At 59.6% G+C, this 24,960-nt stretch carries 22 protein-coding genes; 15 read left to right on the forward strand and 7 right to left on the reverse strand.

Going from position 1 to position 24,960, the window contains the following annotated elements; genetic code table 11:
* The 3 genes from UN63_RS13870 to UN63_RS13880 all read left to right on the forward strand — a co-directional run.
* The coding region (locus tag UN63_RS13870; protein WP_146084753.1) for a DUF1513 domain-containing protein at window positions 1-320 on the forward strand (320 nt) is incomplete at its 5' end.
* Between the two features lie 86 nt (window positions 321-406).
* Window positions 407-655, forward strand: a complete 249-nt coding sequence (locus UN63_RS13875) for a GlsB/YeaQ/YmgE family stress response membrane protein (RefSeq protein ID WP_104487572.1) — start codon at window positions 407-409, stop codon at window positions 653-655.
* 351 nt (window positions 656-1,006) lie between these two features.
* The gene (locus UN63_RS13880) at window positions 1,007-1,450 is read left to right on the forward strand and encodes an NUDIX hydrolase (protein WP_104487574.1); all 444 of its coding nucleotides are present in this window, start codon (window positions 1,007-1,009) and stop codon (window positions 1,448-1,450) included.
* A gap of 51 nt (window positions 1,451-1,501) precedes the next feature.
* On the opposite strand, the gene metL is transcribed toward UN63_RS13880, so the two are convergent.
* Together metL and metB are read right to left on the reverse strand one after the other, a co-directional pair.
* A complete protein-coding gene (metL, locus tag UN63_RS13885; protein WP_104487576.1) occupies window positions 1,502-3,937 on the reverse strand; it encodes a bifunctional aspartate kinase/homoserine dehydrogenase II in 2,436 nt (811 codons plus the stop codon).
* Window positions 3,937-5,097: a cystathionine gamma-synthase gene (gene metB, locus UN63_RS13890; protein WP_104487578.1), complete on the reverse strand. Its 1,161-nt coding sequence runs from the start codon at window positions 5,095-5,097 to the stop codon at window positions 3,937-3,939. Before metB ends, metL begins: the two co-directional genes overlap by 1 nt.
* A gap of 180 nt (window positions 5,098-5,277) precedes the next feature.
* On the opposite strand from metB, the gene metJ reads away from it, so the two are divergent.
* On the forward strand, window positions 5,278-5,610 hold the full coding sequence (gene metJ / locus UN63_RS13895; protein ID WP_104487580.1) for a met regulon transcriptional regulator MetJ: 333 nt from the start codon (window positions 5,278-5,280) through the stop codon (window positions 5,608-5,610).
* A gap of 464 nt (window positions 5,611-6,074) precedes the next feature.
* Here the strand turns inward: metJ and cysQ are convergent, their stop codons facing one another.
* Window positions 6,075-6,893, reverse strand: a complete 819-nt coding sequence (cysQ, locus tag UN63_RS13900; RefSeq protein WP_104487583.1) for a 3'(2'),5'-bisphosphate nucleotidase CysQ — start codon at window positions 6,891-6,893, stop codon at window positions 6,075-6,077.
* A 2-nt stretch (window positions 6,894-6,895) separates the two neighbouring features.
* Window positions 6,896-7,453 (reverse strand): ADP compounds hydrolase NudE, encoded by a 558-nt coding sequence (gene nudE, locus UN63_RS13905; protein ID WP_104487586.1) that lies wholly within the window; start codon window positions 7,451-7,453, stop codon window positions 6,896-6,898.
* Between the two features lie 161 nt (window positions 7,454-7,614).
* Here nudE and hslR point away from each other — a divergent pair, with 161 nt between their 5' ends.
* The 3 genes from hslR to pckA all read left to right on the forward strand — a co-directional run bounded on the left by hslR (window position 7,615) and on the right by pckA (window position 10,783).
* Entirely contained in the window at window positions 7,615-8,007 is a 393-nt protein-coding gene (gene hslR, locus UN63_RS13910; protein ID WP_104487589.1) for a ribosome-associated heat shock protein Hsp15, read from the forward strand.
* Window positions 8,008-8,138: 131 nt separating this feature from the next.
* Window positions 8,139-8,999, forward strand: coding sequence for an Hsp33 family molecular chaperone HslO (hslO, locus tag UN63_RS13915; RefSeq protein WP_104487592.1), 861 nt, complete (start codon window positions 8,139-8,141; stop codon window positions 8,997-8,999).
* Between the two features lie 170 nt (window positions 9,000-9,169).
* Window positions 9,170-10,783, forward strand: coding sequence for a phosphoenolpyruvate carboxykinase (ATP) (pckA, locus tag UN63_RS13920; RefSeq protein WP_181068253.1), 1,614 nt, complete (start codon window positions 9,170-9,172; stop codon window positions 10,781-10,783).
* Window positions 10,784-11,367: 584 nt separating this feature from the next.
* Here the strand turns inward: pckA and UN63_RS13925 are convergent.
* A complete protein-coding gene (locus UN63_RS13925; RefSeq protein WP_229793485.1) occupies window positions 11,368-13,893 on the reverse strand; it encodes a sensor domain-containing protein in 2,526 nt (841 codons plus the stop codon).
* Between the two features lie 160 nt (window positions 13,894-14,053).
* Window positions 14,054-14,938 carry a LysR family transcriptional regulator gene (locus UN63_RS13930; protein ID WP_104487596.1) on the reverse strand — a complete coding sequence of 295 codons (885 nt, stop codon included), beginning with the start codon at window positions 14,936-14,938 and terminating at the stop codon, window positions 14,054-14,056.
* Window positions 14,939-15,089: 151 nt separating this feature from the next.
* On the opposite strand from UN63_RS13930, the gene fdhD reads away from it, so the two are divergent.
* The 4 genes from fdhD to UN63_RS13950 all read left to right on the forward strand — a co-directional run bounded on the left by fdhD (window position 15,090) and on the right by UN63_RS13950 (window position 19,337).
* The gene (fdhD, locus tag UN63_RS13935; RefSeq protein ID WP_104487598.1) at window positions 15,090-15,911 is read left to right on the forward strand and encodes a formate dehydrogenase accessory sulfurtransferase FdhD; all 822 of its coding nucleotides are present in this window, start codon (window positions 15,090-15,092) and stop codon (window positions 15,909-15,911) included.
* The gene (locus tag UN63_RS13940; protein ID WP_104487601.1) at window positions 15,901-18,204 is read left to right on the forward strand and encodes an FdhF/YdeP family oxidoreductase; all 2,304 of its coding nucleotides are present in this window, start codon (window positions 15,901-15,903) and stop codon (window positions 18,202-18,204) included. Before fdhD ends, UN63_RS13940 begins: the two co-directional genes overlap by 11 nt.
* Window positions 18,205-18,289: 85 nt before the next feature.
* Window positions 18,290-19,015 carry an AzlC family ABC transporter permease gene (locus UN63_RS13945; protein WP_181068254.1) on the forward strand — a complete coding sequence of 242 codons (726 nt, stop codon included), beginning with the start codon at window positions 18,290-18,292 and terminating at the stop codon, window positions 19,013-19,015.
* Window positions 19,008-19,337: an AzlD domain-containing protein gene (locus tag UN63_RS13950; RefSeq protein WP_104487606.1), complete on the forward strand. Its 330-nt coding sequence runs from the start codon at window positions 19,008-19,010 to the stop codon at window positions 19,335-19,337. The genes UN63_RS13945 and UN63_RS13950 overlap by 8 nt, the downstream gene beginning before the upstream one ends.
* A 453-nt stretch (window positions 19,338-19,790) precedes the next feature.
* On the opposite strand, the gene UN63_RS13955 is transcribed toward UN63_RS13950, so the two are convergent.
* Window positions 19,791-20,723 (reverse strand): LysR family transcriptional regulator, encoded by a 933-nt coding sequence (locus UN63_RS13955; protein WP_104487609.1) that lies wholly within the window; start codon window positions 20,721-20,723, stop codon window positions 19,791-19,793.
* A gap of 162 nt (window positions 20,724-20,885) precedes the next feature.
* Between UN63_RS13955 and UN63_RS13960 the strand changes: the two genes are divergently transcribed.
* The 4 genes from UN63_RS13960 to UN63_RS13975 are packed head-to-tail and all read left to right on the forward strand — an operon-like array spanning window position 20,886 to window position 24,934.
* A complete protein-coding gene (locus UN63_RS13960) occupies window positions 20,886-21,443 on the forward strand; it encodes a TRAP transporter small permease (protein WP_104487611.1) in 558 nt (185 codons plus the stop codon).
* Window positions 21,436-22,734, forward strand: coding sequence for a TRAP transporter large permease (locus UN63_RS13965; protein WP_104487614.1), 1,299 nt, complete (start codon window positions 21,436-21,438; stop codon window positions 22,732-22,734). The genes UN63_RS13960 and UN63_RS13965 overlap by 8 nt, the downstream gene beginning before the upstream one ends.
* Window positions 22,735-22,751: 17 nt before the next feature.
* Complete coding sequence (gene dctP, locus UN63_RS13970) at window positions 22,752-23,753, forward strand: TRAP transporter substrate-binding protein DctP (protein WP_181068255.1); 1,002 nt, start codon at window positions 22,752-22,754, stop codon at window positions 23,751-23,753.
* A gap of 50 nt (window positions 23,754-23,803) precedes the next feature.
* The gene (locus tag UN63_RS13975; protein ID WP_219821176.1) at window positions 23,804-24,934 is read left to right on the forward strand and encodes an NAD(P)/FAD-dependent oxidoreductase; all 1,131 of its coding nucleotides are present in this window, start codon (window positions 23,804-23,806) and stop codon (window positions 24,932-24,934) included.
* The last annotated feature ends 26 nt before the right edge of the window (window positions 24,935-24,960 follow it).

Genomic DNA, 24,960 nt, shown 5'->3' on the forward strand with positions numbered 1-24,960 from the left:
GCCAGCCGCTGCAACCACTCGGCGGCACCCGGCTCGACTGGGCACGCTTCAATCACTACATCGCCAGCATCGCCGTGACCGACACCCTGATCGCCGCCACCTCGCCCCCCGGCAACTGTTATGGCCTCTGGCATCGTCACAGTGGCGAGCTTATCCGCATCGCCCCCCTGCCCGACGCCTCCGGCGCCTCGGCAAAAGGCGGACAAATCTGGCTGGGCAGCGGCCAGGGCGGCATCAGCCAGCTCGACAGCAGCGGCCGCGAGCAACGCTTCTACTCCGCTTATCAATGGGATAATCACTGGGCTCTAATCGACGTTTAGGCGTCATTAAGCTGTACTACTATCAGGGTTCTGCTCGAACAGAGCCCTCGGCTCAATGACCACTTCACCATCACAAGGAGCATCACATGGGTATTTTAAGCTGGATTATTCTAGGACTACTGGCGGGCATACTGGCCAAATGGCTGATGCCGGGCCGGGACGGCGGCGGCATCATCGTGACCATGTTGCTGGGTATCGCCGGTGCCTTCGTCGGCGGCTGGATCGGCACTCAGCTTGGCTTTGGCTCGGTCACCGGCTTCAATCTCGGCAGCCTGTTCACCGCCGTCATCGGCGCCCTGGCCCTGCTGTTCGTCTATCGACTGATCAGGAAGTAAGCAGGTTCGTTAATTTTGATAAGCCGTAGTAAATCATATTCCCGCACGCGGCATCGGCCAAAGGGCCCGCTCCACCGACACGCCGTCAACAGACAGCTCGGGAGCCAGAAGAGGCGGCAGGGATTACCTCAGCCGACCGTCAAATGCCAGGGTCAATAAAGGCTCCTGCAATATTGGCACTCCCGCCTTCCATGGCGGTCGGATGGTATTTGCCGAGCGTCACAGTGATGTGCTCGAAGCGTGTCGGCGGAGGTAACCCTGCTGCCTCTTCTCCAAGAGCCCCGCACACCCCATGCACCAGAGTCTCATCTGCGTTATGGTGATGCCTTCCCCTTATCCGCAGGAGCACAGATGGAGCCCTCAGTACACGAACAGCCGCCAGTACATATCAAACCTTCACCCAAGGTTGGCGTGATTGCCATCGTCTGGCACCAGCAGCAGGTGCTGCTGGTCAAACGCAAGTATCCGCCTCATGCCGGTCACTGGGGCTTTCCCGGTGGCAAGCTGGAATGGGGCGAAACCATGGCCGAAGGCGCGGCCCGAGAGCTGCTGGAAGAAACCGGTATTCACGCCAAGATGACGGTTCCCTTCGCCTGTTATGACGTGCTGGTCGACGGTGACGACGGCGAGCTGGCCCACCACTATGTGATGGTGGCGGTTGGCGGCCAGTACCGGAGCGGCAGCCCCCGGGCCGCCGACGATGCCGAAGCGGTGGACTGGTTCAGCCCCGAGGCTCTGCCCTCGCCGCTGTGCCCCAACCTGCAGGAAATCATCGAACGTTCCCGCCAGCCATAACGACAAAAAGGGCCCGAAGGCCCCTTTTGGGATCAGTGCAGCGAAATCACCTTACAGGCTGACCAGCAGGTTCCACAAATCGGCCTGCATGGCGCCGGCGGTCACTTCTCGTCCGGCGCCCGGTCCCTGGATCACCAGCGGGTTCTGCCGATAGTGCCGGGTTTCGATGGCGTAGACGTTGTCGCCGGGTCGCAGGTGAGCGAAGGCGTGACCTGCGGGCACCACTTCCAGCCCTACGCTGGCGGCACCACTGGCCGCATCGAAGCGGGCCACATGGCGCAGCACGCCTCCCTCTTTTTTCGCTCGGGCCAGGGCGTCGGCCAGCGGCTGGTCCAGCTCGGCCAGCCGGTCGAAGAAGGCGTCTTTTTCCAGGCTGGCGAGCGATTCGGGCACCAGGTCACAGACCTTGACCTGCTCAGGGTCCAGATCGAAACCCGCCTCCCGGGCCAGTATCACCAGCTTGCGCTGCACATCCTGACCGTTGAGATCCTGACGCGGGTCCGGTTCGGTCAGCCCTTGCTGCCAGGCTTGCAACACCAGCTCGGAGAACGGCTGCTTGCCGTCATAGTGCTGGAACAGCCAGCTCAGGGTACCGGAGAAGATGCCGCTGATGGCGCGGATTTGCTCGCCAGACTGCAGCAGTTGCCGCAAGCTGCTCTGCACCGGCAACCCGGCGCCCACGGTGGCGTTACTGAGAAACTGCACCCTGTGCTCGGCCAGGCTCTGCTTCAGCCGCAGATAAAAGCCCTGCTCCGCCGCCCCCGCCAGCTTGTTGGCGGCAATAAGATGAATATGCTGCTCCACCAGGTCGGGGTAATACTGCACCAGGGTGTCGGAGGCGGTGAAGTCAAGCGCCACCAGCTGGTCGAAACCGTGTTCTTCCAGATTTTCCAGCCAGTCGGGCCAGACCATGGACGCGGGCTGAAAATCGTTAAGCACCTTCTCCACTTCCAGCCCCTGGCTGGCAAGCATGGCGCCCTTCGAGTCGAATACCCCGTACAGGGTCAGCTGCACGTTCAGGGTCTGTTCCAGTCGCGCCTTCTCTTGCTGGTACAGCTTGAGCCAGGCCTGACCGATATTGCCCCGACCAAAAAGAATGATCCCCACGCGCTTCGGCCGGCTGAACAGACTCTGATGCAGCCGCAGCAGCAGCGGCTCCAGCACGATTTTGCGCACCACTCCCACCAGGCTGAGGCCGTTTCTGGCCGGCTGGATAAACTCCAGCGGCTGCTCGTTCAGGGCATGATAAAAGTGCAGGCACTGCTCGGCCTGAGCGGTCACCCCCCTGCCTACCAGCGCCACCAGCGAGAAACCTTCCCGCTGCTGCAGACCCTCGAAACTGCCGGCGGGCTGATGATCCCGCAGCAGCGAGAAGGCCTGTTCGGCCTGCTCCCGGGTGTAGGCAATCTGCCACAGCTTGTGCTCGGGGCGACGCTTGCAGGCCAGTGGCGCCAGCTCGCGTCGGGTCAGCCACTCGGTCAGGGCATTCACCGTGTCCTGATAACGGTCGGGTATGGTCATTTCCACCAGCACGGCGTCGTCTACCGAGGTGACGATACGAGCACCCAGCTCCCGCTGGTGCTGGCGCACGATACGGGTATGGCCGTCGTCCGGGTGATAGCTGCAACGCAGCATCAATTGCTGCTGGCTGGCGGTCACCGGCCCCAGGGTGCGACTGTGCAGTATCGGCGACCCCAACCGGGCCAGCTCGGCGGCCTCCGGCAGCGAAAGCCGGGGTAGCAGAGAAGCTTCCTTTACCCGCCGGGGGTCGGCACTGAACACCCCGGGCACATCACTCCAGATGGTGGTGTGCGGGCTGCCGGCCAGTGAGGCCAGCAGGGTGGCGCTGAAGTCGGAGCCGTTACGCCCCAGCAAGCGGGTACGACCTTCGGCATCGGCGGCGATAAAACCGGTAACCACCAGGATCCGATCCGGATGTTCGTCCAGAATGTCCTGCAACTGCCGGCGCGAATATTCCTCGTCCACCTGCACCGGCGAGCCGGATACCCGCAGAAAGCGACGCGCATCCAGGCTGACGGCGGGCAGGCCCCGGCTGCTGAGCAGGCAGGCCAGCAGCCGGGAAGACCACTGTTCGCCGAACGACTGGATCAGGCTGCGCTGATAGTCGTCCATGCGGTGATTTTCCAGCACGGTGGCGATGGTCTTGATGTCTTCGTCCAGCGCCGCCAACAGGGGTGCGGCCTCGGCCTCACTCAAGGTGTTTTCGATCAGACTGCACTGAAAACTGTAGAGCCCTTCCAGGGTGGTGGCGGCGGCGTTATCGCCGCTGACAAACAGGTTGAGCAGCTCAATCAGGCGGTTGGTGGTCTTGCCCGACGCCGACACCACGATCAGCGCATCGGCTTGCCCCTGGCTGTTGATAATGTCGGCCACACGATGGAAACAGGCGGCATCGGCCAGGCTGCTGCCGCCAAATTTATGGACCGGACGCCGATGGCTGTCGGTGTCTTTCTGCTGCTGAGCCATTACTTATTTAACACCTTGAATGCATTTTCGAAATCTTCGATCAGGTCGCGTACATCCTCGATACCCACAGACACCCGCAACAGCTGATTGCTGATACCGGCAACGAGACGGGCTTCTTCGGGCATGGCCGCGTGGGTCATGGTGGCCGGATGGGCAATCAGGCTTTCTACCCCGCCCAGTGATTCGGCCAGACAGAACAGCTTCAGCTGCTTCAGAAATGTCTTCATGTCGGCTTCGTCCACATTCAGCTCGAAGCTGAGCATGGCGCCAAAGCCCAGCTGCTGACGCGCCGCCACTTCGTGACCCGGGTTGTCGGGCAGGCTGGGGTGATAGATGGCTTTCACCTCGGGGCGGCCCTGCAGATAGGTGATCAGCGCCTCGGCGTTCTCGCAGTGCTGGCGCATCCGCACACCCAGGGTACGCAGGCCGCGCAGGGTCAGGTAGTTGTCGAAGGCAGAGCCGGTCAGGCCAAGGCAGTTGGCCCACCAGCGCAGCTCTTCGGCCTGCTCTTCACTGGCGGCAACCACGGCGCCACCCAGCGCATCGGAGTGGCCGTTGATATATTTGGTGGTGGAGTGCACCACCAGATCGGCGCCCAGGGTCAGCGGCTGTTGCAGTGCCGGCGACAGAAAGGTGTTGTCGACCACACTCAGGGCGCCCACGGCCTTGGCCGCCGCGCAAAGCGCCGCTATATCCACCACCCGCAACAGCGGGTTGGAAGGCGTCTCGATCCACAGCATCTTGGGCTGTTTGGCCAGGGCTGCCGACAGGGCCGCCTCATCGGTCTGATCCACGTACTCGACCTTGAAGTTACCTTTCTGGGCCAGAGAATTGAACAACCGGTGGCTGCCGCCGTAGCAGTCGTGAGGGGCCAGCAGCAAGTCACCGGCCTGCAGCTGAGAGGTAATGATCAGATTGATGGCGCCCATGCCGCTCGCGGTCACGGCGGCGCCGGCGCCCTTTTCCAGCCTGGTCAGGGCATCGATCAGCGTCTGGCGGGTCGGGTTGCCGGAGCGGGCATAATCGAAGCGTCGCTGCTCATTGAAATCGGCAAAAGAATAGGTGCTGCTGAGGTAGATAGGCGGCACCACAGCCCCATGCTGAGTATCGGTATCGATGCCGGTACGAACGGCGTGAGTCTGGGTCTGGTAATCTGGCATATCCTCTCCTTTGCACTATGGCAGCCTGATGATACGGAACTTCCAAAGCGCGCACAGTAACCCAGCCGGAATGAGCCGTCAAGCCTTCTGGACGTCCACAGGTCTTTGCTGTTGGATTGCCAATAAAAAATGTAAGGGTTACAATCCTGCTCGGATTTTTAACCTTGATGCGGGTGAATAATGAAAACTGAATGGAACGGCGACTATATCAGCCCTTACGCCGAGCACGGCAAGAAAAATGAACAGGTCAAGAAGATCACCGTGTCCATACCGCTCAAGGTGTTGAAGATACTGACCGACGAACGCACCCGTCGCCAGGTCAACAACCTCCGTCATGCCACCAACAGCGAACTGCTGTGCGAGGCCTTTCTGCACGCCTATACCGGTCAGCCCCTGCCCCAGGATGAAGACCTGCGCAAAGACGTACTCGATCAGATACCCGCGCATGCTCGTGCCATCATGGCCGAACTGGGTATCGAGATAGAAGATTACGCCATCGGCGACGAAGAATAACCCCCCGACAAGCAACTGTGAGGGGCAAGAGGTGAGGAGTAAGACCAATCCGGTACCGCGTCCGGGTGACTCCATCACCTCTCCTATCATACCAACTTCATTAAGTATCTGATCATATTCAGATCCCCAGCTCCAGAGACAACACAGTCACCTCCCACGACACGCTGCAAGTACATCCCTGTAAGCTCGGAAATGCTCTCCCTGGCATTTCACGGTCGAGGGAGTCGATCTCTGTTGTCTCTTCTGGAATACCGAGCTGCCTGCAGACGGCGCCGGAGCATCACGGAAGACGAAGGGATCTGCTCCACCGACCATCACATGCCAAGGATGCCATGTGCTGAGCGCCACATGGAGGTGCTTGAGCGGATCGGCGGAGCGGCCCGGGATTGATATGACAGCCAAATAGCATCGGAAATAACCCTACATCGACTCCGCTACCGTCTGTATTCAGACTGCCGCAGTCTTCAAGACTCGACACCCACCAGAATCTGCGACCAGGGCAGCCCTTCATCCCCCAGGGTAATGAAGTTGGGATTGATCATGCTGTCGCGCCGGTTGTAGCTGAGCTGCTCAAGGTTCAGGTCCAGCAAGCGGCCACCCGCCTCTTCGACGATGCACTGGGTGGCGCCGGTATCCCACTCGCCGGTGGGGCCGATGCGCATATACAGGTCGGCTCCTCCCTCTGCGACCAGGCAGGACTTGAGCGAACTGGATCCCAGCGGTACCAGCTGATAGTCAAGCGTGGGGGTCAGTCGGGAGCGAACCCAGTCTACGTTCTGCCGACGGCTGATGGTGATGCGCAGCTCGGTAAGCTTCTCGGCCGGATCATGATGCCGCGCCTCGATGCGTCTGGTCTCGCCGTCCGCTTCCTTGAAGGCGCCGTGGCCGCGTACCGCGTAATACATCAGATCGTTCACCGGCCCGTACACCACACCCAGCACCGGCTTGCCGTCTTCGATCAGCGCTATCATGGTGGAAAAGTCACCGCTACCGGCGATAAATTCCTGAGTGCCGTCCAGCGGGTCCACCAGCCAGTAACGGGGCCAGCTACTACGCTCGGTCAGCGACACCTCGTTTCCTTCTTCCGACAGCACCGGAATATCGGCCAGCTTGTGCAACGCCTGCTTGAGATAATCGTGGGCGGCCAGATCGGCACTGGTTACCGGACTGTCGTCGTCTTTGTTCTCGGCCTGGTACTGACCACTGTTGTACATCGACAGTATCAGGCTGCCGGATTCACGGGCGGCCGCCTTCACACCCGGTAACAAGGCTTGGATATCCATGCTTAATCCTCTTTATTGAGCCAGTCCTGCAGCAAAAACAGGCCACAGATGCTGCGCGCTTCACTGAAATCAGGCCGGGCCATCAGCTGGTCAAGCTTGTCCAGTGGCCAGGGCACCACATCGAGCGGTTCCGGCTCATCCCCCTCACGTTTTTCAGGATACAGATCTCGCGCCAACAAGATATCCATACGGCTACCAAAATAACCGGGAGCCAGGGTAACCTGTTTCAGGTGTGTCAGTTGCCGCGCCCCATAGCCGATTTCTTCCATCAGCTCCCGATTACCCGCCTCCATGGCGTCTTCACCCGGATCGATCAACCCCTTGGGGAAGCCCAGCTCATAGCTGTGGGTTCCGGCTGAATATTCGCGGATCAGCAATATCGTTTGCTCATCGAGCAGCGGCACCAGCATCACGGCGCCACGACCGCTGTTGCGCATACGCTCATATACCCGTTGCACACCGTTACTGAATTTGAGATGAACCGACTCCACCTTGAAAAGACGACTCTGTGCCACCAATTCTGTATGCAGTATCTCAGGTTTTTGTTTCTTGTCCGCCATGACCGTTTCCGTCTTTTCGCTCACCCTGACCAGAGGTTATCGCAACTATCGGTAAACGTCTGCCCACAAGTTGCCGGAACCCGGGTTTTGCCGGCGCCGATTACTCCCCGGGCCGAGGCATCTGGTATAATTCAGGCCCGGTTTTAATGAGAGCGAGCGCAATGAACGGAGAAAACCCATCCATCCGCCTGGACAAATGGCTGTGGGCCGCCCGCTTCTACAAGACTCGCAGCCTGGCCCGCACCATGATTGACGGCGGCAAGGTGCACTACAATGGCCAGCGCAGCAAACCCAGCAAGCTGGTGGAGGTCGGCGCCCTGATCCGCCTGCGCCAGGGTAACGATGAAAAGGAAGTGGTGGTGCTGGAACTGTCGGAACACAGAGGCAAGGCAGAGCAGGCCCAGCGTTTGTTTCGGGAAACCGAAGACAGCATCAAGAAGCGCGAGCAAAACGCCGAGGCCCGCAAGTTCAACAGCCAGTTTGCTCCCAGCCCCGAGCGCCGGCCGGATAAAAAAGAACGGCGTACCCTGCTTAAAATCAAGCAGGGTAACTGAGGCGGCCAATGGGATAACGCATCCCGAACAGCAGACCGGGCATGGCCTGGTACCTGCCAGAGACAAACGACTTACACTATATATAACGAATATACAGACGATAACGGCACTCAGCCCATACAGGATTTTTTATGACTCACATCGATCAACTTCATCGTTATCTGTTCGACAACTACCAGGTACGGGGCGAGCTGGTACAGCTGCAGCAGAGCTTTCATCAGGTGCTGGAATCTCAGGCCTATCCGGCATCGGTGCAACGGCTGCTGGGCGAACTGCTCTCCGCCACCAGCCTGCTGACCGCCACACTCAAGTTTGAAGGGCATATCACGGTACAGTTACAGGGCGACGGCCCCGTGTCTCTGGCCGTGATCAATGGTGACCACCAGCAACAGCTGCGCGGCGTGGCCCGCTGGGAAGGCGAAGTGCCCGACAGCGACAAGCTGGCCGATCTCGTCGGCAAGGGCTATCTGGCCATCACCATTACTCCCTTTGAGGGTGAGCGCTATCAGGGTATTGTCGATCTCGGCGAGCACTCCTTGAGTAAAAGCCTGGAAAACTACTTTGCCCAGTCCGAGCAGCTGACTACCCGCATCTGGCTGTTTACCGACCTTCAGCACGAGCAGCCCCGCTGTGCCGGCATGCTGCTGCAGGCCCTGCCCGGCGGCCAGGAAGGCGACTTTACGCATCTTGAAGCCCTGACCCACACCATCAAGGCCGACGAGCTGATAAATCTGGACGCCCACGAAATTCTGTATCGCCTCTATCATCAGGAAGCGGTGCGGGTATTCGATCCGCAGCCGGTCACCTTTCAGTGCACCTGCTCGCGGGAAAAATGCGAACAGGCGTTACTGCAGGTCGGCCAGCAAGAAGCCAGCGATATTGTGAAGGAAGAGGGCAAGATCGAAATGCACTGTGACTATTGTGGTCACCACTATCACTTCGATGAAGCGGACCTGCAAAATCTATTTAATGACACCCCAACAGTGCATTAACACTTGGTACAAAAAAAAGGGACATTGTGTCCCTTTTGGGTTAATTATCCGTTCAAAACTCTAAATTTTGACACTGATCCCCTAAATGCCACGCAATTCCTGCTAGTCTGCCGCCATAAAATTTTATCCATCACTATTCTTATCCAATCCCTCTGTACCAGGAGATAACAATGACGTCCAAGGCGCAGCAATTAGGCCTTTCTCAATACGGTATCAACGATGTTACCGAGATCCTTCATAACCCCTCTTACGAACTGTTGTTCGCAGAAGAAACCCGTGCGGATCTGGAAGGCTACGAAAAGGGCGTGGAAACCAGCCTGGGCGCCGTTGCCGTGGACACCGGTATCTTTACCGGCCGCTCTCCCAAGGACAAGTACATAGTGCGTGACGACGTCACCCGTGACACCGTCTGGTGGGCCGATCAGGGCAAGAACGACAACAAGCCGATGAGCCAGGAAACCTGGACCGAGCTGAAAGCCCTGGTAACCGGTCAGCTGTCCGGCAAGCGTCTGTTCGTGGTCGACACCTACTGTGGTGCCAACCCGGATACCCGCCTGGCCGTGCGCTTCGTGACCGAGGTGGCCTGGCAGGCGCATTTCGTGAAGAACATGTTCATCCGCCCCTCCGACGCCGAGCTGGAAGGCTTCGAGCCCGACTTCGTGGTAATGAACGGCGCCAAGTGCACCAACCCCAACTGGAAAGAGCAGGGCCTGAACAGCGAAAACTTCGTTGCCTTCAACCTGACCGAGCGGGTACAGCTGATCGGCGGCACCTGGTATGGCGGCGAAATGAAGAAAGGCATGTTCTCCATGATGAACTACCTGCTGCCGCTGAAGGGCATTGCCTCCATGCACTGCTCCGCCAACGTGGGTAAAGACGGCGATGTGGCCATCTTCTTCGGCCTGTCCGGCACCGGCAAGACCACCCTGTCCACCGACCCCCAGCGTGAGCTGATCGGCGACGACGAGCATGGCTGGGACGACGACGGCGTGTTCAACTTCGAAGGCGGCTGCTATGCCAAGACCATCAAGCTGAGCCAGGAAAACGAGCCGGAAATCTACGCCGCTATCCGCCGCGATGCGCTGCTGGAAAACGTGACAGTACGATCAGACGGCACCATCGACTTCGATGATGGCTCCAAGACCGAGAACACCCGTGTCTCCTACCCCATCTATCACATCGACAACATCGTCAAGCCGGTGTCAAAAGCCGGTCACGCCAAGAAGGTGATCTTCCTGACTGCCGATGCCTTCGGTGTGCTGCCTCCGGTGAGCAAGCTGACCCGCGAGCAGGCCGAGTACCACTTCCTGTCCGGCTTTACCGCCAAGCTGGCCGGTACCGAGCGTGGCATCACTGAGCCGACTCCGACCTTCTCCAGCTGTTTCGGTGCCGCCTTCCTGAGCCTGCACCCGACCCAGTACGCCGAAGTACTGGCCAAGCGCATGGATGCAGCCGGCGCCGAAGCCTACCTGGTCAACACCGGCTGGAACGGCACCGGCAAGCGGATTTCCATCAAGGCAACCCGTGCCATCATCAACGCCATCCTCGACGGTTCCATCGAAGATGCCGAGTTCGTTCAGCTGCCCTACTTCAACATGGCGATACCGACCGCGTTGAACGGTGTTGAAGACGGCTCCATCCTGGACCCGCGCAAAACCTATGCCGACCCGGCCGAGTGGGATGGCAAGGCGAAGGATCTGGCCAAGCGTTTCGTCGACAACTTCGAGAAGTTCACCGACACCGCCGAAGGCAAGGCTCTGGTCGCCGCCGGCCCCCAGCTGTAATTCCAGCTAAACTCGTTATCAACAAATCCCCCGGCCTTGGCCGGGGGATTTTTTTGGTTTACCGGCCCTTGGCTGATGTGCAAGTAATACCAATAACATGAAATACCTGATCAGATATTGGGTCCGAGCGCCAGAGGCAACACAGCCGCCTCCCTCGACACGCTACGGATAATGGCACTCACGATGTCAGCCAGCTGCGAACATTCACCGGATGTTCGGTCAGACTGAAATCATTCGTCACGGCGAGACAAGCTCGCCCCCTGTAAACTCGGACATGCCGTCTGACCGCCAGGGAGGGCGGGAATGCCGGAACGGCAGGAGCATTTTCCGGCCCTGGCATGTCACGCTCGGGGGAGGTCATCTCTGTTGCCTCTTCTGGAACACCGAGTGGCCCGAAGAGTGCGCCAACAGGCGACTCTGCAGCATCAAGGAGGACAAAGGGATCTGCTCCAGCGACCATCACATGACAAGGATGTCATGTGCTGAGCGTCACAGGGAGGTGCTTGAAGCGGGTCGGTGGAGCGGGCCCTTTGTCCGACGTTTATACAGAAATGGAATAGATCCTTTGTTTAATGGTATCGGCATCAATGCGGCGGAAGCTTGTCGTTCCACCCTTGCAGCCAGACCCCGACCTGTTCCGCCGGCATGGGCCGGGAGATGCCATAGCCCTGCACATAGTGGCAACCGAGCTGCAGCAACCGCTCGCCCTGCTCCGACTTCTCCATCCCCTCCGCAATCACCGACATTCTCAGGGCCGCAGCCAGCTGCACCACGCTTTCCACCATGCTGACATCATGGGCATTCGACAAGAGGTCACAGATGAAGCTGCGATCAATCTTGATGATATCGACCGGCAATCGATTGAGGTGGGACAACGAAGAGTAACCGGTGCCGAAATTGTCGAACGAAATACTCAGCCCCAGCTGCCGACACCGCTCCAGCACGGCGACAGCGCCATGCAGATCCGTCAGTACCGCGCTTTCCTGAAACTCCAGCTCCAGCAGCGAGGGCGACACCTCGGGATGCTGGTTCAGTAACCGACTCAGCTCATCGATAAAGTCCGGGTGCATCAGCTGGCCGGCGCTGACATTGAAACTGATCCGGTACTTCAACCCCTGCCGACACCAGTGCGTCATCTGCTCCAGTACCTGTTCGATCACCCAGCGCCCCAGCTCGAACTCCATGGCGCTGCCGATGATAATCGACAAAAACTCCGCCGGTGCCACTATGCCCCGCTCGGGATGTTGCCAGCGCAGCAGGGCTTCCATCCCTATCATCTGCCTGCTGAACAGATCGATCTTGGGCTGGTAATACAGCAAAAACTCCCCCTGTCGGAAAGCATGAATCAGTTGTGTCAGCTGCTGCTGCCGCTGATGCTCCTGCTGATGCATCTCGGCATCGAAGAACACATAGGTATTCTTGCCCTGCTTCTTGGCCTGATACATGGCCTGATCCGCATAACGCAACAGCAACTCGGCGTCTTCGGCATCCTGCGGATACAGGGCCACACCGATGCTGGCCGATACCCGGACCTGCTGGCCATCCAGCTCCAGGGGTTCACGGATCACGACCAGTACCCGTTCGAGAATCTCGTCGCATTCCAGATCATTGTGCAGCCCGGTAAACAGCAGGGCGAACTCGTCGCCGCCCAGACGGGCCAGGGCATCACAGCTACGGGTAATCAGTCCAAGTCGCTTGCTTATCTCGATCAACAGGCGATCACCGGCCGCATGCCCCAGACTGTCATTGATCTGCTTGAACCCGTCCAGATCCAGATAGCAGACCGCCAGCTTGCCCTCGTTTCGCACAGCCGAGGAAATGGCCCGTTCCAGCAGTTCACCGAACAGCAGCCGGTTTGGTATCCGGGTCAGCACATCGTGACAGGCCTGACGTTTGAGCTCGGCTTCGTGTTCTTTCATATAGGTAATATCGGAGAAAATCGCCGCATGGTGCAACACCTGGCCATCATCATCGCGGATCACGGAAACCGCCAGCAGCAACGAATAGACTTCACCATTCTTGCGCCGGCTGCGACACTCGCCCTGCCAGTAATCACGGTTCTCAAGATGCCGCCTTACCTCGTCGGCAAAGTCGTCTGCATTTTCCTCCGTCCGCAGCAGATCCGGGGAGCGCCCTACTATCTCTTCGGGCAGGTAACCGGTAATGCGGGTGAAGGCCGGATTGACATGGGTAATGTGGTTATTGGCATCGGTCAGCATGATGCCATCATAACTGGACTCAAATACGCTGGCGGCCAGCCGCTGCCGGTTTCCGATATCCTTCTGTGCGCTGATGTCGTGCCCCACGCAGAGCATGTCGCCGTTGGGCAACATGATATTGGCCCACTGCATAGTCAGCCGGCGGCCCGCCCGCTCAAAGGGCCGCCACTCTCTGAATTCCGAACTGGTATGGGTACAGAAGCTCTCCATCACCTGGCGCTGCTCCTCCGGATCGGGATAGAAGAGGCTGACGGGTGCAGGGTGCTGCCGCAATTCGTCGAAGCTCCAGCCAAATACCCGCTCGCATTCGTCGTTCCACAGAATGCAGCGCCCCTCGGCACTGAAACCGTTGACCAGTATGGGGGCCTGATTGAACAACGCCTTGAGCCGACTCAGCAGACGTCGGGAAGAGCCCTCTCGTTTGCGATGGTGCGCATTCAGTTCACGCTCCCGCCACAACAGGGCCCCATGGTCGGCCAGAATATCGAGGGCCCGGCGCCGAGGCGGCGACAGGGCCGCTGGCGGCTCGGGGTATTCCAGCAACATCAGCCCGCGAAGACGCCCACGCGACACCGGCACTGCCAGATAATGACTGGAAGTATTGGTATTGAGACCGATATCGCTGCCGGTCAGGGCGCAATAAAACCGTTGTTGTTCCCAGACAGCCATATAGTGCTCGTCCTGCCATGTGAACCGGAAGCGATTGCCCACCTTCTGAGCCGGGGCCTGCTGATCACCCTGAAAAAAAACAAAGCAGGCCAACGCCGCGCCCGCCTCGTTGGCCGCCTGCACGCAGAGAGGGTGCCAGTCCGACGCCTCTTCGGTGGAAACATCGGCCGTCCTGTTCGGCAACTCGTCCTGATCCTGATTTAGTCGCATATCCATGCTCATATTGATTACCGCCTTCTCGGGTGAGCAGGCCGTTCGGGCTCACCATAACCCTGCCGCCAACATAGATCCGACCGCTCAACAGCCAGTGGTTAACGACAAAAAAAACAGCAAGGTCAGTCCTCAATCATAGAACATCATCAAACACCCTGCGTGCCGGTGCCTATGGCTGCCAGAGCTCTCTGGCCACGTCGAAGAAGCCCCTGGCCAACAGGCTGGCATGCTCATCGCCACGCATTACCAAGGCACCAAGCCGGGTCATGGCCGGCAACGCCAGGGGCCTGCACTCGACCCCCGGCAGCTCGGTAAACAAGGCACTGCCGGCGGGGATCAGCGCGCATCCCAGGTCGGAATGCACCGCCCGCATCAGCCGATATACCGAATTGGACGCCAGCATCGGCTGCAATGTGACCCCCTGCCGGGCAAACACCGTCTCCAGATAGCGGCGAAAATACATGCCGGTTTTCGGCAAGCACAGGGGCAGCTGTGCCAGATCGGCCGGCATCGGCTCTAACGGCATCCGCTCTCGCCAGGCCGGACCAAAGGCCACCGTTACCCCCTGCTCCGGCAGGGCCAGGCTGTTCAGGCGCGCCAGCACCTCGGGCTCGAAAAAACCTCCGCCAATGTCCAGGCTGTTGTTTTCCAGCCCTTGCAGAATGGCATCTGCGGTCATGTCGTTGATCTCGAAGCTCAAGCCCGGATAACGCCGGCGCAGCAGCGCCAATATCGGGCTGAGATCCATGCAACTGAGAGGCACCAGCCCCAGCCGCACCGTGCCGGTGAGGCTGCCCTTCATCGCCTCCACCTCCAGCTTGAGATTGTCGTACTGGCTCAGCAGGTTGCGCGCCCGCGCCAGCACCCGTTCGCCTTCCGGGGTAAAGCCCTCAAACTGCTTGCCCCGGCGTACCAGGGCAATGCCCAGCTCATCCTCCAACTGCCTGATGCGCATCGACAGGGTCGGCTGGGTAATACAGCAGGCCTGCGCCGCCCGGCCGAAGTGGCGCTCCCGTTCCAGTGCACAGAGATAATTCAGCTGCTTGATGTCCATGATGCCTTCGCTCTTTAATCACTCAATAATATGATTCGAACCTGTTTTGATAGACTACATCTTTCACAGCATCGAGTCTTTCGATTAGATTGCGGCCCGCCGGCTGTCTACACTGGCCATCACGATTCAACTGCCTTCGCCGAGTGTTGTGATGTCTCACTGTCAGCCCGAAACACTGCCCGGTTACCATTATGTGGCGACCGCCGCAGGGGACAGCCATGCCCTGGCCAACGAGGTGCCGCTGGCCATATTGCTCAACGGTGTCAGCCATGCGGTCATGATGGTCAGCCCCTGCCAGCTGGACGAGTTCATCACCGGCTTTCTGGTCAGCGAAGGCATCATCAAACACCCGCGAGAAATCCACGACCTGGAATTCCACCGGCAAGGCGAGGCCCTCGAAGCCGATACCCTGGAAGCCCGGGTCACCCTGGGCAATGGCGCTCATTATCGCTGGAAAGAACACCGCCGCAGTCTGGCCGGGCGTACCGGCTGTGGCCTGTGCGGCATAGAATCGCTGGCCCAGGCTCTGCCCCAGGTGCCACGCCTGCCGGCGGCGCCGCTGCCGTCCGTTACCGCGCTGGAAAAACTATATCGGCAACTGCCGGACTGGCAGCCTCTGGGCCAGGAATGCGGCTCCCTGCATGCGGCCTTCTTCGCCGATCTCGACGGCCAGATCCTGCACGCCTGCGAAGACGTGGGCCGGCACAACGCCCTGGACAAGCTGATCGGCACCCTGTTGCACCAGAAGTCCCCGTCCGCACCCGGCATGGTGCTGATGACCAGCCGCTGCAGCATAGAGCTGGTACAGAAAATGGGACGGGCAAGTCTGCCCACCCTGGTGACCCTGGGGGCCCCCACCGGTCTGGCGGTACGCCAGGCCAGAGAGGCCGGCCTCAACCTGCTGCATCTGCCACGCAAACAAAGCCCGCGGGTTTACTCCACTTCAGAATCAGAACCTCATCATGACGACTAAAAAAATCAAACCCTATCAGGGCCCGGCCGGTGGCTGGGGCGCCCTGTCTTCCACCACCCGTTTCGTATTCGGCAGCAAAAAACCGGCGGCCAACATCCGCAATCTGCTCAAGGCCAACCAGGTCAAGGGCTTCGACTGCCCCGGTTGTGCCTGGGGCGACGAGCAGGGCAAGCATTTTTCCTTCTGCGAAAATGGCGCCAAGGCCATCAGCTGGGAAGCCACCAAGAAACGGGTCACGCCGGCCTTCTTCCGTCAGCACCCACTGAGCCAATTGCAGCGCCAGAGCGACTATTTTCTCGAGTATCAGGGCCGGCTCGAGCAGCCTATGTATCTGAACAGAGCCACCGACTGCTACGAGCCCATCTCCTGGGACGACGCCTTTGCACTTATCGCCCGCCACTTGCAGGCACTGCAACATCCGGATCAGCTGGAGCTCTATACCTCGGGCCGGGCCAGCAACGAGGCCGCTTATCTTTATCAGCTGTTCGGCCGGTCCTTTGGCACCAATAACTTCCCCGACTGCTCCAACCTCTGCCACGAAGCCAGCGGCGTGGCCCTCGGCCAGGCCATCGGCGTGGGCAAGGGCACTGTCACCCTGCACGACTTCGATGAAGCCGATGCCATCTTCGTGTTCGGCCAGAACCCGGGCACCAACCACCCGCGCATGCTGCACAGCCTGCGTAACGCCGCCCGGGGCGGCGCTGCCATCGTCACCTTCAACAATCTCAAGGAGCGGGGCCTGGAGCGTTTTGCCGATCCACAAAGCCCCATCGAGATGCTGACGCCGAAAGACTCGCGTATTTCCAGCCACTATTTCTGCCCGCGACTGGGCGGCGACATGGCGGCGATACGCGGCATGGTCAAGCTGTTGCTGGAATGGGACGCCGACGCCCGGGCCCGTGGCGAGGCCGGCCTGCTCGACCGGGACTTTATCGAGCGGCACACTCAAGGGATGGACGCCTATATGGCAGAGGTTGCCGCCACCTCCTGGGATCAGATAACCGAGCAGTCGGGCCTGAGCCGGGAGCAAATCACCCAGGCGGCCGAAATTCATGCAAGCGCCAAACGAGTCATTGTTACCTGGGCCATGGGCATTACCCAGCACAAGCATTCGGTCGCCACCATTCGGGAGCTCGCCAACCTGCAGCTGCTGCGCGGCCAGCTTGGCAAGCCGGGGGCCGGCCTGTGCCCGGTGCGGGGCCACAGCAATGTGCAGGGCAACCGAACCGTCGGCATCAATGAAAAGCCCCATACCGCCTTTCTTGACCGGCTGGAGCAGCACTTCAAGCACCCCATGCCCCGCAAGGCGGGCCACAATGCGGTGGCCGCCATTCAGGCCATGCTGGACGGCGAATCCAGGGTGTTTATCGCCCTGGGCGGCAACATCGCCGCCGCCGCACCCGATACTCACGTCACCGCCCGGGCCCTGGCCAACTGCGAGCTGACGGTGCAGATCAGCACCAAGCTCAACCGCAGCCATTTAATGGCGGGCAAAGAGGCATTGATCCTGCCCTGCCTGGGCCGTACCGAAGAAGACATGCAGGCCAGCGGCCCCCAATTCATCACAGTGGAAGACTCTTTCAGCATGGTGCATGCCTCCCAGGGCGTGGGCAAACCCAACAGCCCGCACCAGCGCTCGGAAACTGCCATCATCGCCGGCATTGCCCGGGCCACCCTGGGCAGCCAGCCGGTGGACTGGCAGGCTTTAGCCGACGACTACGACCGCATTCGCGAACATATCGCCGCCACCCTGCCCGGCTTCGAGGAATTCAACGAACGGCTGCAGCAGCCCGGCGGTTTTTACCTCGGCAACAGCGCCGCCCGTCATGAGTGGCAGACCGACAGCGGCAAGGCCAATTTCGGCGCCGATCCGCTGCCTGCCAGCCTGCTCCCGGACGCCATCACCGCCAGGGCGCAGGGCATGCTCTCTACCCTGCAGACCCTGCGCTCTCACGATCAGTACAACACCACCATCTACGGCATGGATGATCGCTACCGAGGCGTATACGGCCAGCGCATGGTAATTTTCATGCACCCGGACGAAATTCGTCGGCGCGAGCTGAAGGAAGGAGACTGGGTCGAGATGATCAGCGTGTGGCATGACGACGTGGAACGTAAAGTCGGCGGCTTCAAGGTAGTGGCCTATGATATTCCGCCCGGCGACGTAGCGGCCTATTACCCGGAAACCAACCCGCTGGTGCCGCTGCACAGCGTCGGTGACGGCAGCGATACGCCCACCTCAAAGTCGATTCCGGTCCTGATCCGCAAGCAGGAAGCACCGCGCATTATTTAAGCGCGGTCGACAACCTGAAACCGACCAAGCATTTAGGTACACTAGCCGACCCGGTATTAACCTGAACATGCAGGACAACAAAAAGATGTCATCAAGCGGCAGACGTGATTTTTTTGAAGGGGTAAGAGATTTGCTGCCGATGGTACCGGGGGTCTTGCCTTTTGGACTCATTGCCGGGGCCAATGGCACCAGCCTGGGATTCAGCTCCGAGATGACCATTGGCATGACATTGCTGTTTTTTGCCGGTTCTGCACAGCTGGCGGCCTATCAGTTGATTCAGGAACAGGCATTACCGGCGGTCATTATCTTCACGGCGCTGATGGTGAATATTCGCTTCCTTATCTACAGCGCCACCTTCGCCCCGCTGCTGCACCCCTTGAAGACCCGCCACAAATGGCCCCTGGTATACCTGATCAGCGATCAGGCCTATGGGTTGTGTGCGACTCGCTTTACGCCCGACCAGAGTGACAGGGAGAAGCTTTATTATTTCGCCGGTACGGCAGTGGCGCTGGGGGTAAGCTGGGTTGGCTCTGTCATTCTGGGCTTGCAGGTTGGCGGGCAGATACCGGCCGAGTGGTCACTGGGGTTCGCTATTCCCCTGGCATTCATAGCCATGCTGGTATCGAGTATCCGTAACCGGGCATCGCTGATCACGGCGGTGTTTTCGGCCCTGATGGCGACCAGTCTGATCCAGCTTCCCTATAACCTGGGCTTTATTGCAGCGATTATCGGCGGTACCACCATCGGCCTGGTTGCCAGCTCTTTCATCACCAAAAGCAGCCTGAAGACACAAAGGGAAAACAATGGATAACCTGACACTCTGGTTGATATTCATCGCCGTCGGCATCGGCACCTTCGTCATTCGGCTGTCGTTCGTTCATCTCCATGGCAGAGGGAACTTCAACATTGGCAAGCACCAGACAACATTGCAGCTGCTGGCTCCCGCCGTGCTGGCCGCGCTGTCCATCCCTGCCATTATATTCCAGGATAAAACCACGCTGGATTCGGTAAGCATCGCACAGATAATGGCGGCCCTGGTCACGGCCATACTGGCCTGGGCTTTCAGGGGGGTCTTCTGGCCCTTGTGTCTGGGCATGGTCACCTTCTGGATTATGAAGTTTTACAGCGTCTAACAGAGCGTTACGACTCGCATGGGCCGCATGCATGCAAAGGGAACCACGGCGCCTGCCGCCGTTTCCGAATGCCAAAAACACCAAAGCCAGCCCTTGCGGCTGGCTTTTTGTGTCCTGCATCGGGCTTGTGGCCCTTGCTCCCGGCCTTTCACTCGCTTCGAGTGTGGCCTTTGTGGTGCTTACCGGTCTGGTATCCCGGTTTGCGACAGGCTCCGAGGATATCGGTCTGTCTGTTCCCAGAAGGTGAAACTATCTTATCCCTTATGCCGGGGTGAGTGGTTGCGAATGAAATGCCAAATTCACTTTTTTAAGCAATCATTCACCCCTCATAGTGCTTATAACGAACAATAATTTCACCCGAAGAACACCTTTAGCAATCATCTGTTTGGTCAATCACCGTTGTCCTGTTCGCGGCGCGTTAGGGTACTAAAAAATGCAGTGATCAGTTCGCAACTAAGTAGCTTTCAATCGCAATAGGCCATCAGAACGTTTCACCAGCAACGCCAGCTCCTGTTTCAGCAGCTGGCTGAATTCCTCGGTGGCCCGGGAGCGCGCCCGGTGGGCCGGATACAAGAGGTGATAAGAAAACGACACCCAGGGTTCGAAGGGGCGAAACACCAGATTGGCAGACGAAAAATGCAGGGCGGTAATTGGATCGACCAGCGCCACCCCCGAGCCCGCATCGACAAAGGAGCAAGCCACGTGCGACAGCTGGGTATCGAACACCAGCTGTCGGCTGACTCTGGCCTGCTCAAACGCTTCATCCACCTTGTAGCGCACGCTCTGCTCCGGACCCAGTGAAATAAAGGGCTGATCCCGCAAGTCTTCCGGCACTATCACCGTCTTTTCTGCCAGTGGATGACTCGCCGGCATGGCACAGACCAAAGCAGCCTCCCCCAACACCTCCACCGCCAGTGCCGGATCGGCCACATTGGTGGCACCGATACCGACATCGAAATGTTGGGTCGCAATCCAGTCGGCCACCTGCTGAGAACTGCGTACCTGCAGCGTCAGGTTCACTCCCTGATGACGCTGACTGAATTGCTGCATCACCCGGGGCAGAAAGCCCAGCGCAATGGCCGGCATGGCCGCCACCTTGAGGCTGCCACGCTGAAAGTCGCGCAGCTCTTCCGCCATGTTCGCCAGCCGATCGATACCGATGAAAGAACGCTCTACCTCCTCGAACAGCAGCAGAGCTTCGGGCGTCGGCGCCAGCCGCTTGTGATGACGCTCGAACAATTTGATTTTTACCGCCGCCTCGAAGTCGTTGAGCAACCGGCTCACCGCCGGCTGCGAAATATAGAGCAGCTCCGCCGCCCCCGTGGTAGTGCCGGCGATCATCACCGCCCGAAAGGCTTCCACCTGTCGATAACTTAACTTGGCCATGGTCTGCTCCCTGAATACTGCCATGCCGACAAGATAACACTATGTTATACAAAGGCCACTTAAAACGATTTGTTGTTATCACATTGTGAATGCAAAATGAACAACAGGTAGACAAGGTGGCAAGCACCGATTTCTGCAGGTGAACCGCACAAGGACAAGAATATGGAAACGGTATTCAAGTACACACTGACGCTGCTGATCACCACGGTAGCCGGTTTTCAGGCCGTGCAGGTGATTTCGCGCTACGTGTTTGAAACTCCCATGATGGGGCTGGAGGAAATGGCTCTGATCCCCACCATGTGGCTCTACATACTGGGGGCCGTCAATGCCTCCCGGGAAGACACCCAGATCCGCGCCAATGTACTGGAAGTCTTTCTCAAGACCGACAGGGCCCGTCACTGGCTGGCGGTGTTCTCCGAAACCATCAGCCTGATCATCTCCGGCTGGCTGACCTGGTGGGCCTGGGACTACTTCAAGTATGCCAAGCGGGTCTGGAAAGAGAGTCCGACCCTCTATATCCCCACCATCATCTATGAAGCCGCGCTGTTTCTGGGGCTGGTAGTGATGACCCTCTATGGGGGTTGGCACCTGCTCAAACACCTGCGCACGCTGATGGCCGGCGGTGAGGCCCACCGAGTCGATACCATCCCCGAACCGGCCGAGGTGACCGAGTTCAAGCTGCTCACGGAAGAACAGAAAGGAGAGAAGTTCCATGGTTGAAATTGCGATTCTGGCCTTTGCCGTGCTGGTGATTCTGCTCACCATAGGCGTGCCGTTACCCTATTGCTTCGGCGCCGGCCTGATGGTGATGAGCCTGGTAGGTGACGCCACCATGAAAGGCACCATGCTGTGGGGCTTTAATCAGCTGGCCACCCCGGTGCTGCTGGCGGTGCCCCTGTTCGTGTTTGCCGGTACCCTGATGAGTGTCAGTGGTATCGCCGGTAGTCTGCTCAAGTTCGTCAACCTCTTCGTCGGCCGCGTTCGTGGCGGCTTGGGCGTGGTCGCCTCGGTCAGCTGCGCCATCATCGGCGCCATTTCCGGCAGTGGCCTCACCGGCATCGCCGCCATAGGTCCGCTGCTGATCCCGGAAATGGAACGCCAGGGCTACCCCCGTGCCTACGCCACCGCGCTGATTGCCAACTCTTCCATTCTGGGCCTGCTGATCCCGCCCAGCGTCACCATGATCGTCTACGGCTGGGTCACCGAAACCTCGATTCTGGCCAGCTTCCTCGCCACCCTGGGGCCGGGCCTGCTGATCATGTTCAACTTCGCCCTGGTCAACCTGTTCATGGCGCGCAAGTTCCCGCTGGTACTGGACGATCCCAAGCCGTTCAACGAAGCCATTCGCGAAGGCGCCGCCCGCACCGTGCACGCCCTGCCGGCGTTGCTGATGCCGGTCATCATACTGGGCGGCATCTACGGCGGCATCATGACCCCCACCGAGGCGGCAGCCATCGCCGTTATCTATGCCATCCCGGTGGGTTTCATGATCTACAAGGGGCTGACCTGGCGTACCTTTATCGAGTCCGGCAAAGAGTCCGCCACCGCCGTTGGCGCCATCCTGATCATGGTGCTGTTCAGCCTGATGCTGAGTCAGATCTATGTGATGGAAGACATTCCCCAGGCGCTGGTGGATGCCATCTTCGACATCACCACCGACAAGGTGCTGCTGCTGATCATGGTCAATCTGTTCCTGTTCCTGATCGGCATGGTAGTCAACGACGTCACCGCCATCATACTCACGGCGCCACTGCTGCTGCCGCTGATGTCCGCACTGGGTGTCACCCCCATCCAGTTTGCCGCCATCATGGGCGTCAACACCGCCATGGGTGGTGTGACCCCACCCTATGCCAGCATCCTCTACATGGGCGCACGCATCGGCAAGGTGCCGTTCACCCAATTGATCAAACCGGCCATGATACTGCTGCTGTTCGGCTACCTGCCGGTAGTGGTGCTGGTCTCGGTATGGCCGGATCTGTCTGAATATATTCCAGCCATGTTTGGCTACTGACCCTCAAGGAGAACATGATGAAAAAACGGATTGAATACAGCACCCTGGCCAAGAGTCTACTGCTATCGCTGACCTTGGTCGGCACCGCCGCCGAGGCGACTACCCTCAAGATTTCGCATGTGCGGCCCCAGGGTACCGCCATCGACCTAGACGTGCGTCAGCTGTCCGACGAGCTGAAGGCCGCCACCGACGGCGACCTCAAGCTCAAGGTCTACCCGGCCAACGCCCTCGGTGACTATACGGTGGTGCAGGAGCGGGTCAGCCTGGGCGCCATAGACATGGCGGTACAACCGCCCTCTGCCGGTGCCGACAAGCGTTTTCAGGTCATCTACATGCCCTACATGGTGAAAAACTGGACTGATGCCCGCGAGGCCTACATCCCGGGTTCACCGCTGCGCAACACCATCGACGAACTGTATCAGGCGCAGGATATCAAGGTACTGGCCGCCTGGCCGGTGTACTTCGGCGGCATCGCCCTCAACCGGGACGTGGACCAGGTCGCCGACCCGAGCCACGACAAGGGCGTGAAGCTGCGGGTACCGCCGATGAAGTCGTTCCAGCTGCTGGCCGACAACACCGGCTTTATCGGCTCGCCCCTGCCCTTCTCCGAAGCCTTTACCGCGGTACAGACCGGGGTAGTAGACGGCGTCATGGGCTCGGGTGCCGAAGGCTACTACGCCTCCTTCCGCGACGTCACCAAATCCTATGTACCGCTCAACACCCACTTCGAGGTGTGGTTCCTGCAGATCAACGCCGAGCGTTATGCGGATCTGGATGACGACGAGCGTGCCGCCCTGGATCAGGCCGCCCAGGCCTTCGAACAACGCCGCTGGGAATCCGCCCAGGCCGATCAGGCTTCTTACGAGCAGCGTCTGGCCGATGCCGGCGCCGCCATCGTTGAGGTGAGCGATGCCAACATCGACGCCTATGCCGATGTGGCCCGCGAGCAAATCTGGCCCGAAATCATGAAAGATATCGGCACTGACTGGGCCGAGCAGGTTCTCGCTCAGTTCAAGTAAATCAATCGGGCCCGCCCGGGCCCGATTCCCTCATTTTTCCAAAGGAGAACATGATGTCGGTTCGCAACCATGCCAGCCGCAACGAGACCGATGTGGCCATTATCGGTGGCGGTCTGGTGGGCATGTCCCTGGCCTATGGCCTGCTGCGCCAGGGAAAAAGGGTCACCGTCTTCGACGAGGGCGATCAGGCGCTGCGGGCCTCTCGCGGCAACTTCGGCCTGGTCTGGGTACAGGGTAAGGGTGACACCTGCCCCGAATACGCCCAACTGTCCCGACTGTCGGCCCGGCTCTGGCCGGAACTGGCTGCCAGCCTGCAACAGGATACCGGCATAGATATCGAGCTGCAGCAAGGCGGCGGCCTCTATGTCTGCCTGGATCAGCAGAGCCTGCAGCAGCGGGCCGACATGCTGGCCAAGATGCAGCAGGACGCCGATGGCGACTACCCGTTCGAGGTGCTGAATGCCGAGCAGGCCCGGGAAAAGGAACCGGCGCTGGGGCCCGATATCGCCGGCGCCACCTGGTCACCGATGGACGGCCACCTCAATCCGCTGCTGTTGTTCCGTGCCCTGCATCAGGCCTTTGAGCTACGCGGCGGGAATCTTGTCAATGGCCAGCCAGTGCAGCATATCCAGCCCCGGCTGACCGGCGGGTTCGACATACAGCTGGATGACCACCGCCTGCAGGCCGGCAAGGTGATACTGGCCGCCGGACTCGGCAACAAGGCACTCGCCCCCCAGCTGGGTCTGCATGCCCCAGTTGAGCCCAATCGGGGTCAGGTACTGATCACCGAACGGCTCAAGCCCTTTATCAGCTACCCCACCGGCCATGTGCGCCAGACCGGCGAAGGCACGGTGCAGCTGGGTGACTCCAAGGAAGATGTGGGCCTGAATACCGGCACCACCGCCGAGGAGCTCGCCAAAATTGCCGCCCGCGCCATTCGCATGTATCCAGTGCTGGAAAAAGTACGATTGATCCGCTCCTGGGGCGCCCTGCGGGTGATGACTCCGGACGGTTATCCCATCTATCAGCAGTCGGCCCAATATCCCGGCGCCTATGTGGTGACCTGCCACAGCGGCGTCACCCTGGGTGCCGTGCATGCCGGCCCCTTGGTCGATTGGCTGCTTGGCAAAGACACAGACATTCCCCTGGAGGCGTTCAGTGCAGACCGATTCCCCCTTTAACCGACTAACCACCGTACCTGCGGGGG

It is taken from the genome of Oceanisphaera arctica (assembly GCF_002936955.1).
Lineage (GTDB): Bacteria > Pseudomonadota > Gammaproteobacteria > Enterobacterales > Aeromonadaceae > Oceanimonas > Oceanimonas arctica.

Bases quoted from the DNA above. Each gene is read 5' to 3' on its own strand.
- hslR (WP_104487589.1), top strand. From the start codon at position 7,615: ATGAACGGAGAAAACCCATCCATCCGCCTGGACAAATGGCTGTGGGCC.
- nudE (WP_104487586.1), bottom strand. From the start codon at position 7,453: ATGGCGGACAAGAAACAAAAACCTGAGATACTGCATACAGAATTGGTG.
- UN63_RS13880 (WP_104487574.1), top strand. From the start codon at position 1,007: ATGGAGCCCTCAGTACACGAACAGCCGCCAGTACATATCAAACCTTCA.
- UN63_RS13945 (WP_181068254.1), top strand. From the start codon at position 18,290: ATGTCATCAAGCGGCAGACGTGATTTTTTTGAAGGGGTAAGAGATTTG.
- UN63_RS13955 (WP_104487609.1), bottom strand. From the start codon at position 20,723: ATGGCCAAGTTAAGTTATCGACAGGTGGAAGCCTTTCGGGCGGTGATG.
- UN63_RS13925 (WP_229793485.1), bottom strand. From the start codon at position 13,893: ATGAGCATGGATATGCGACTAAATCAGGATCAGGACGAGTTGCCGAAC.
- cysQ (WP_104487583.1), bottom strand. From the start codon at position 6,893: ATGGATATCCAAGCCTTGTTACCGGGTGTGAAGGCGGCCGCCCGTGAA.
- UN63_RS13930 (WP_104487596.1), bottom strand. From the start codon at position 14,938: ATGGACATCAAGCAGCTGAATTATCTCTGTGCACTGGAACGGGAGCGC.
- UN63_RS13960 (WP_104487611.1), top strand. From the start codon at position 20,886: ATGGAAACGGTATTCAAGTACACACTGACGCTGCTGATCACCACGGTA.
- UN63_RS13875 (WP_104487572.1), top strand. From the start codon at position 407: ATGGGTATTTTAAGCTGGATTATTCTAGGACTACTGGCGGGCATACTG.
- metJ (WP_104487580.1), top strand. From the start codon at position 5,278: ATGAAAACTGAATGGAACGGCGACTATATCAGCCCTTACGCCGAGCAC.
- UN63_RS13940 (WP_104487601.1), top strand. From the start codon at position 15,901: ATGACGACTAAAAAAATCAAACCCTATCAGGGCCCGGCCGGTGGCTGG.
- UN63_RS13950 (WP_104487606.1), top strand. From the start codon at position 19,008: ATGGATAACCTGACACTCTGGTTGATATTCATCGCCGTCGGCATCGGC.
- metL (WP_104487576.1), bottom strand. From the start codon at position 3,937: ATGGCTCAGCAGCAGAAAGACACCGACAGCCATCGGCGTCCGGTCCAT.
- fdhD (WP_104487598.1), top strand. From the start codon at position 15,090: ATGTCTCACTGTCAGCCCGAAACACTGCCCGGTTACCATTATGTGGCG.
- metB (WP_104487578.1), bottom strand. From the start codon at position 5,097: ATGCCAGATTACCAGACCCAGACTCACGCCGTTCGTACCGGCATCGAT.
- dctP (WP_181068255.1), top strand. From the start codon at position 22,752: ATGAAAAAACGGATTGAATACAGCACCCTGGCCAAGAGTCTACTGCTA.
- hslO (WP_104487592.1), top strand. From the start codon at position 8,139: ATGACTCACATCGATCAACTTCATCGTTATCTGTTCGACAACTACCAG.
- UN63_RS13965 (WP_104487614.1), top strand. From the start codon at position 21,436: ATGGTTGAAATTGCGATTCTGGCCTTTGCCGTGCTGGTGATTCTGCTC.
- pckA (WP_181068253.1), top strand. From the start codon at position 9,170: ATGACGTCCAAGGCGCAGCAATTAGGCCTTTCTCAATACGGTATCAAC.
- UN63_RS13975 (WP_219821176.1), top strand. From the start codon at position 23,804: ATGATGTCGGTTCGCAACCATGCCAGCCGCAACGAGACCGATGTGGCC.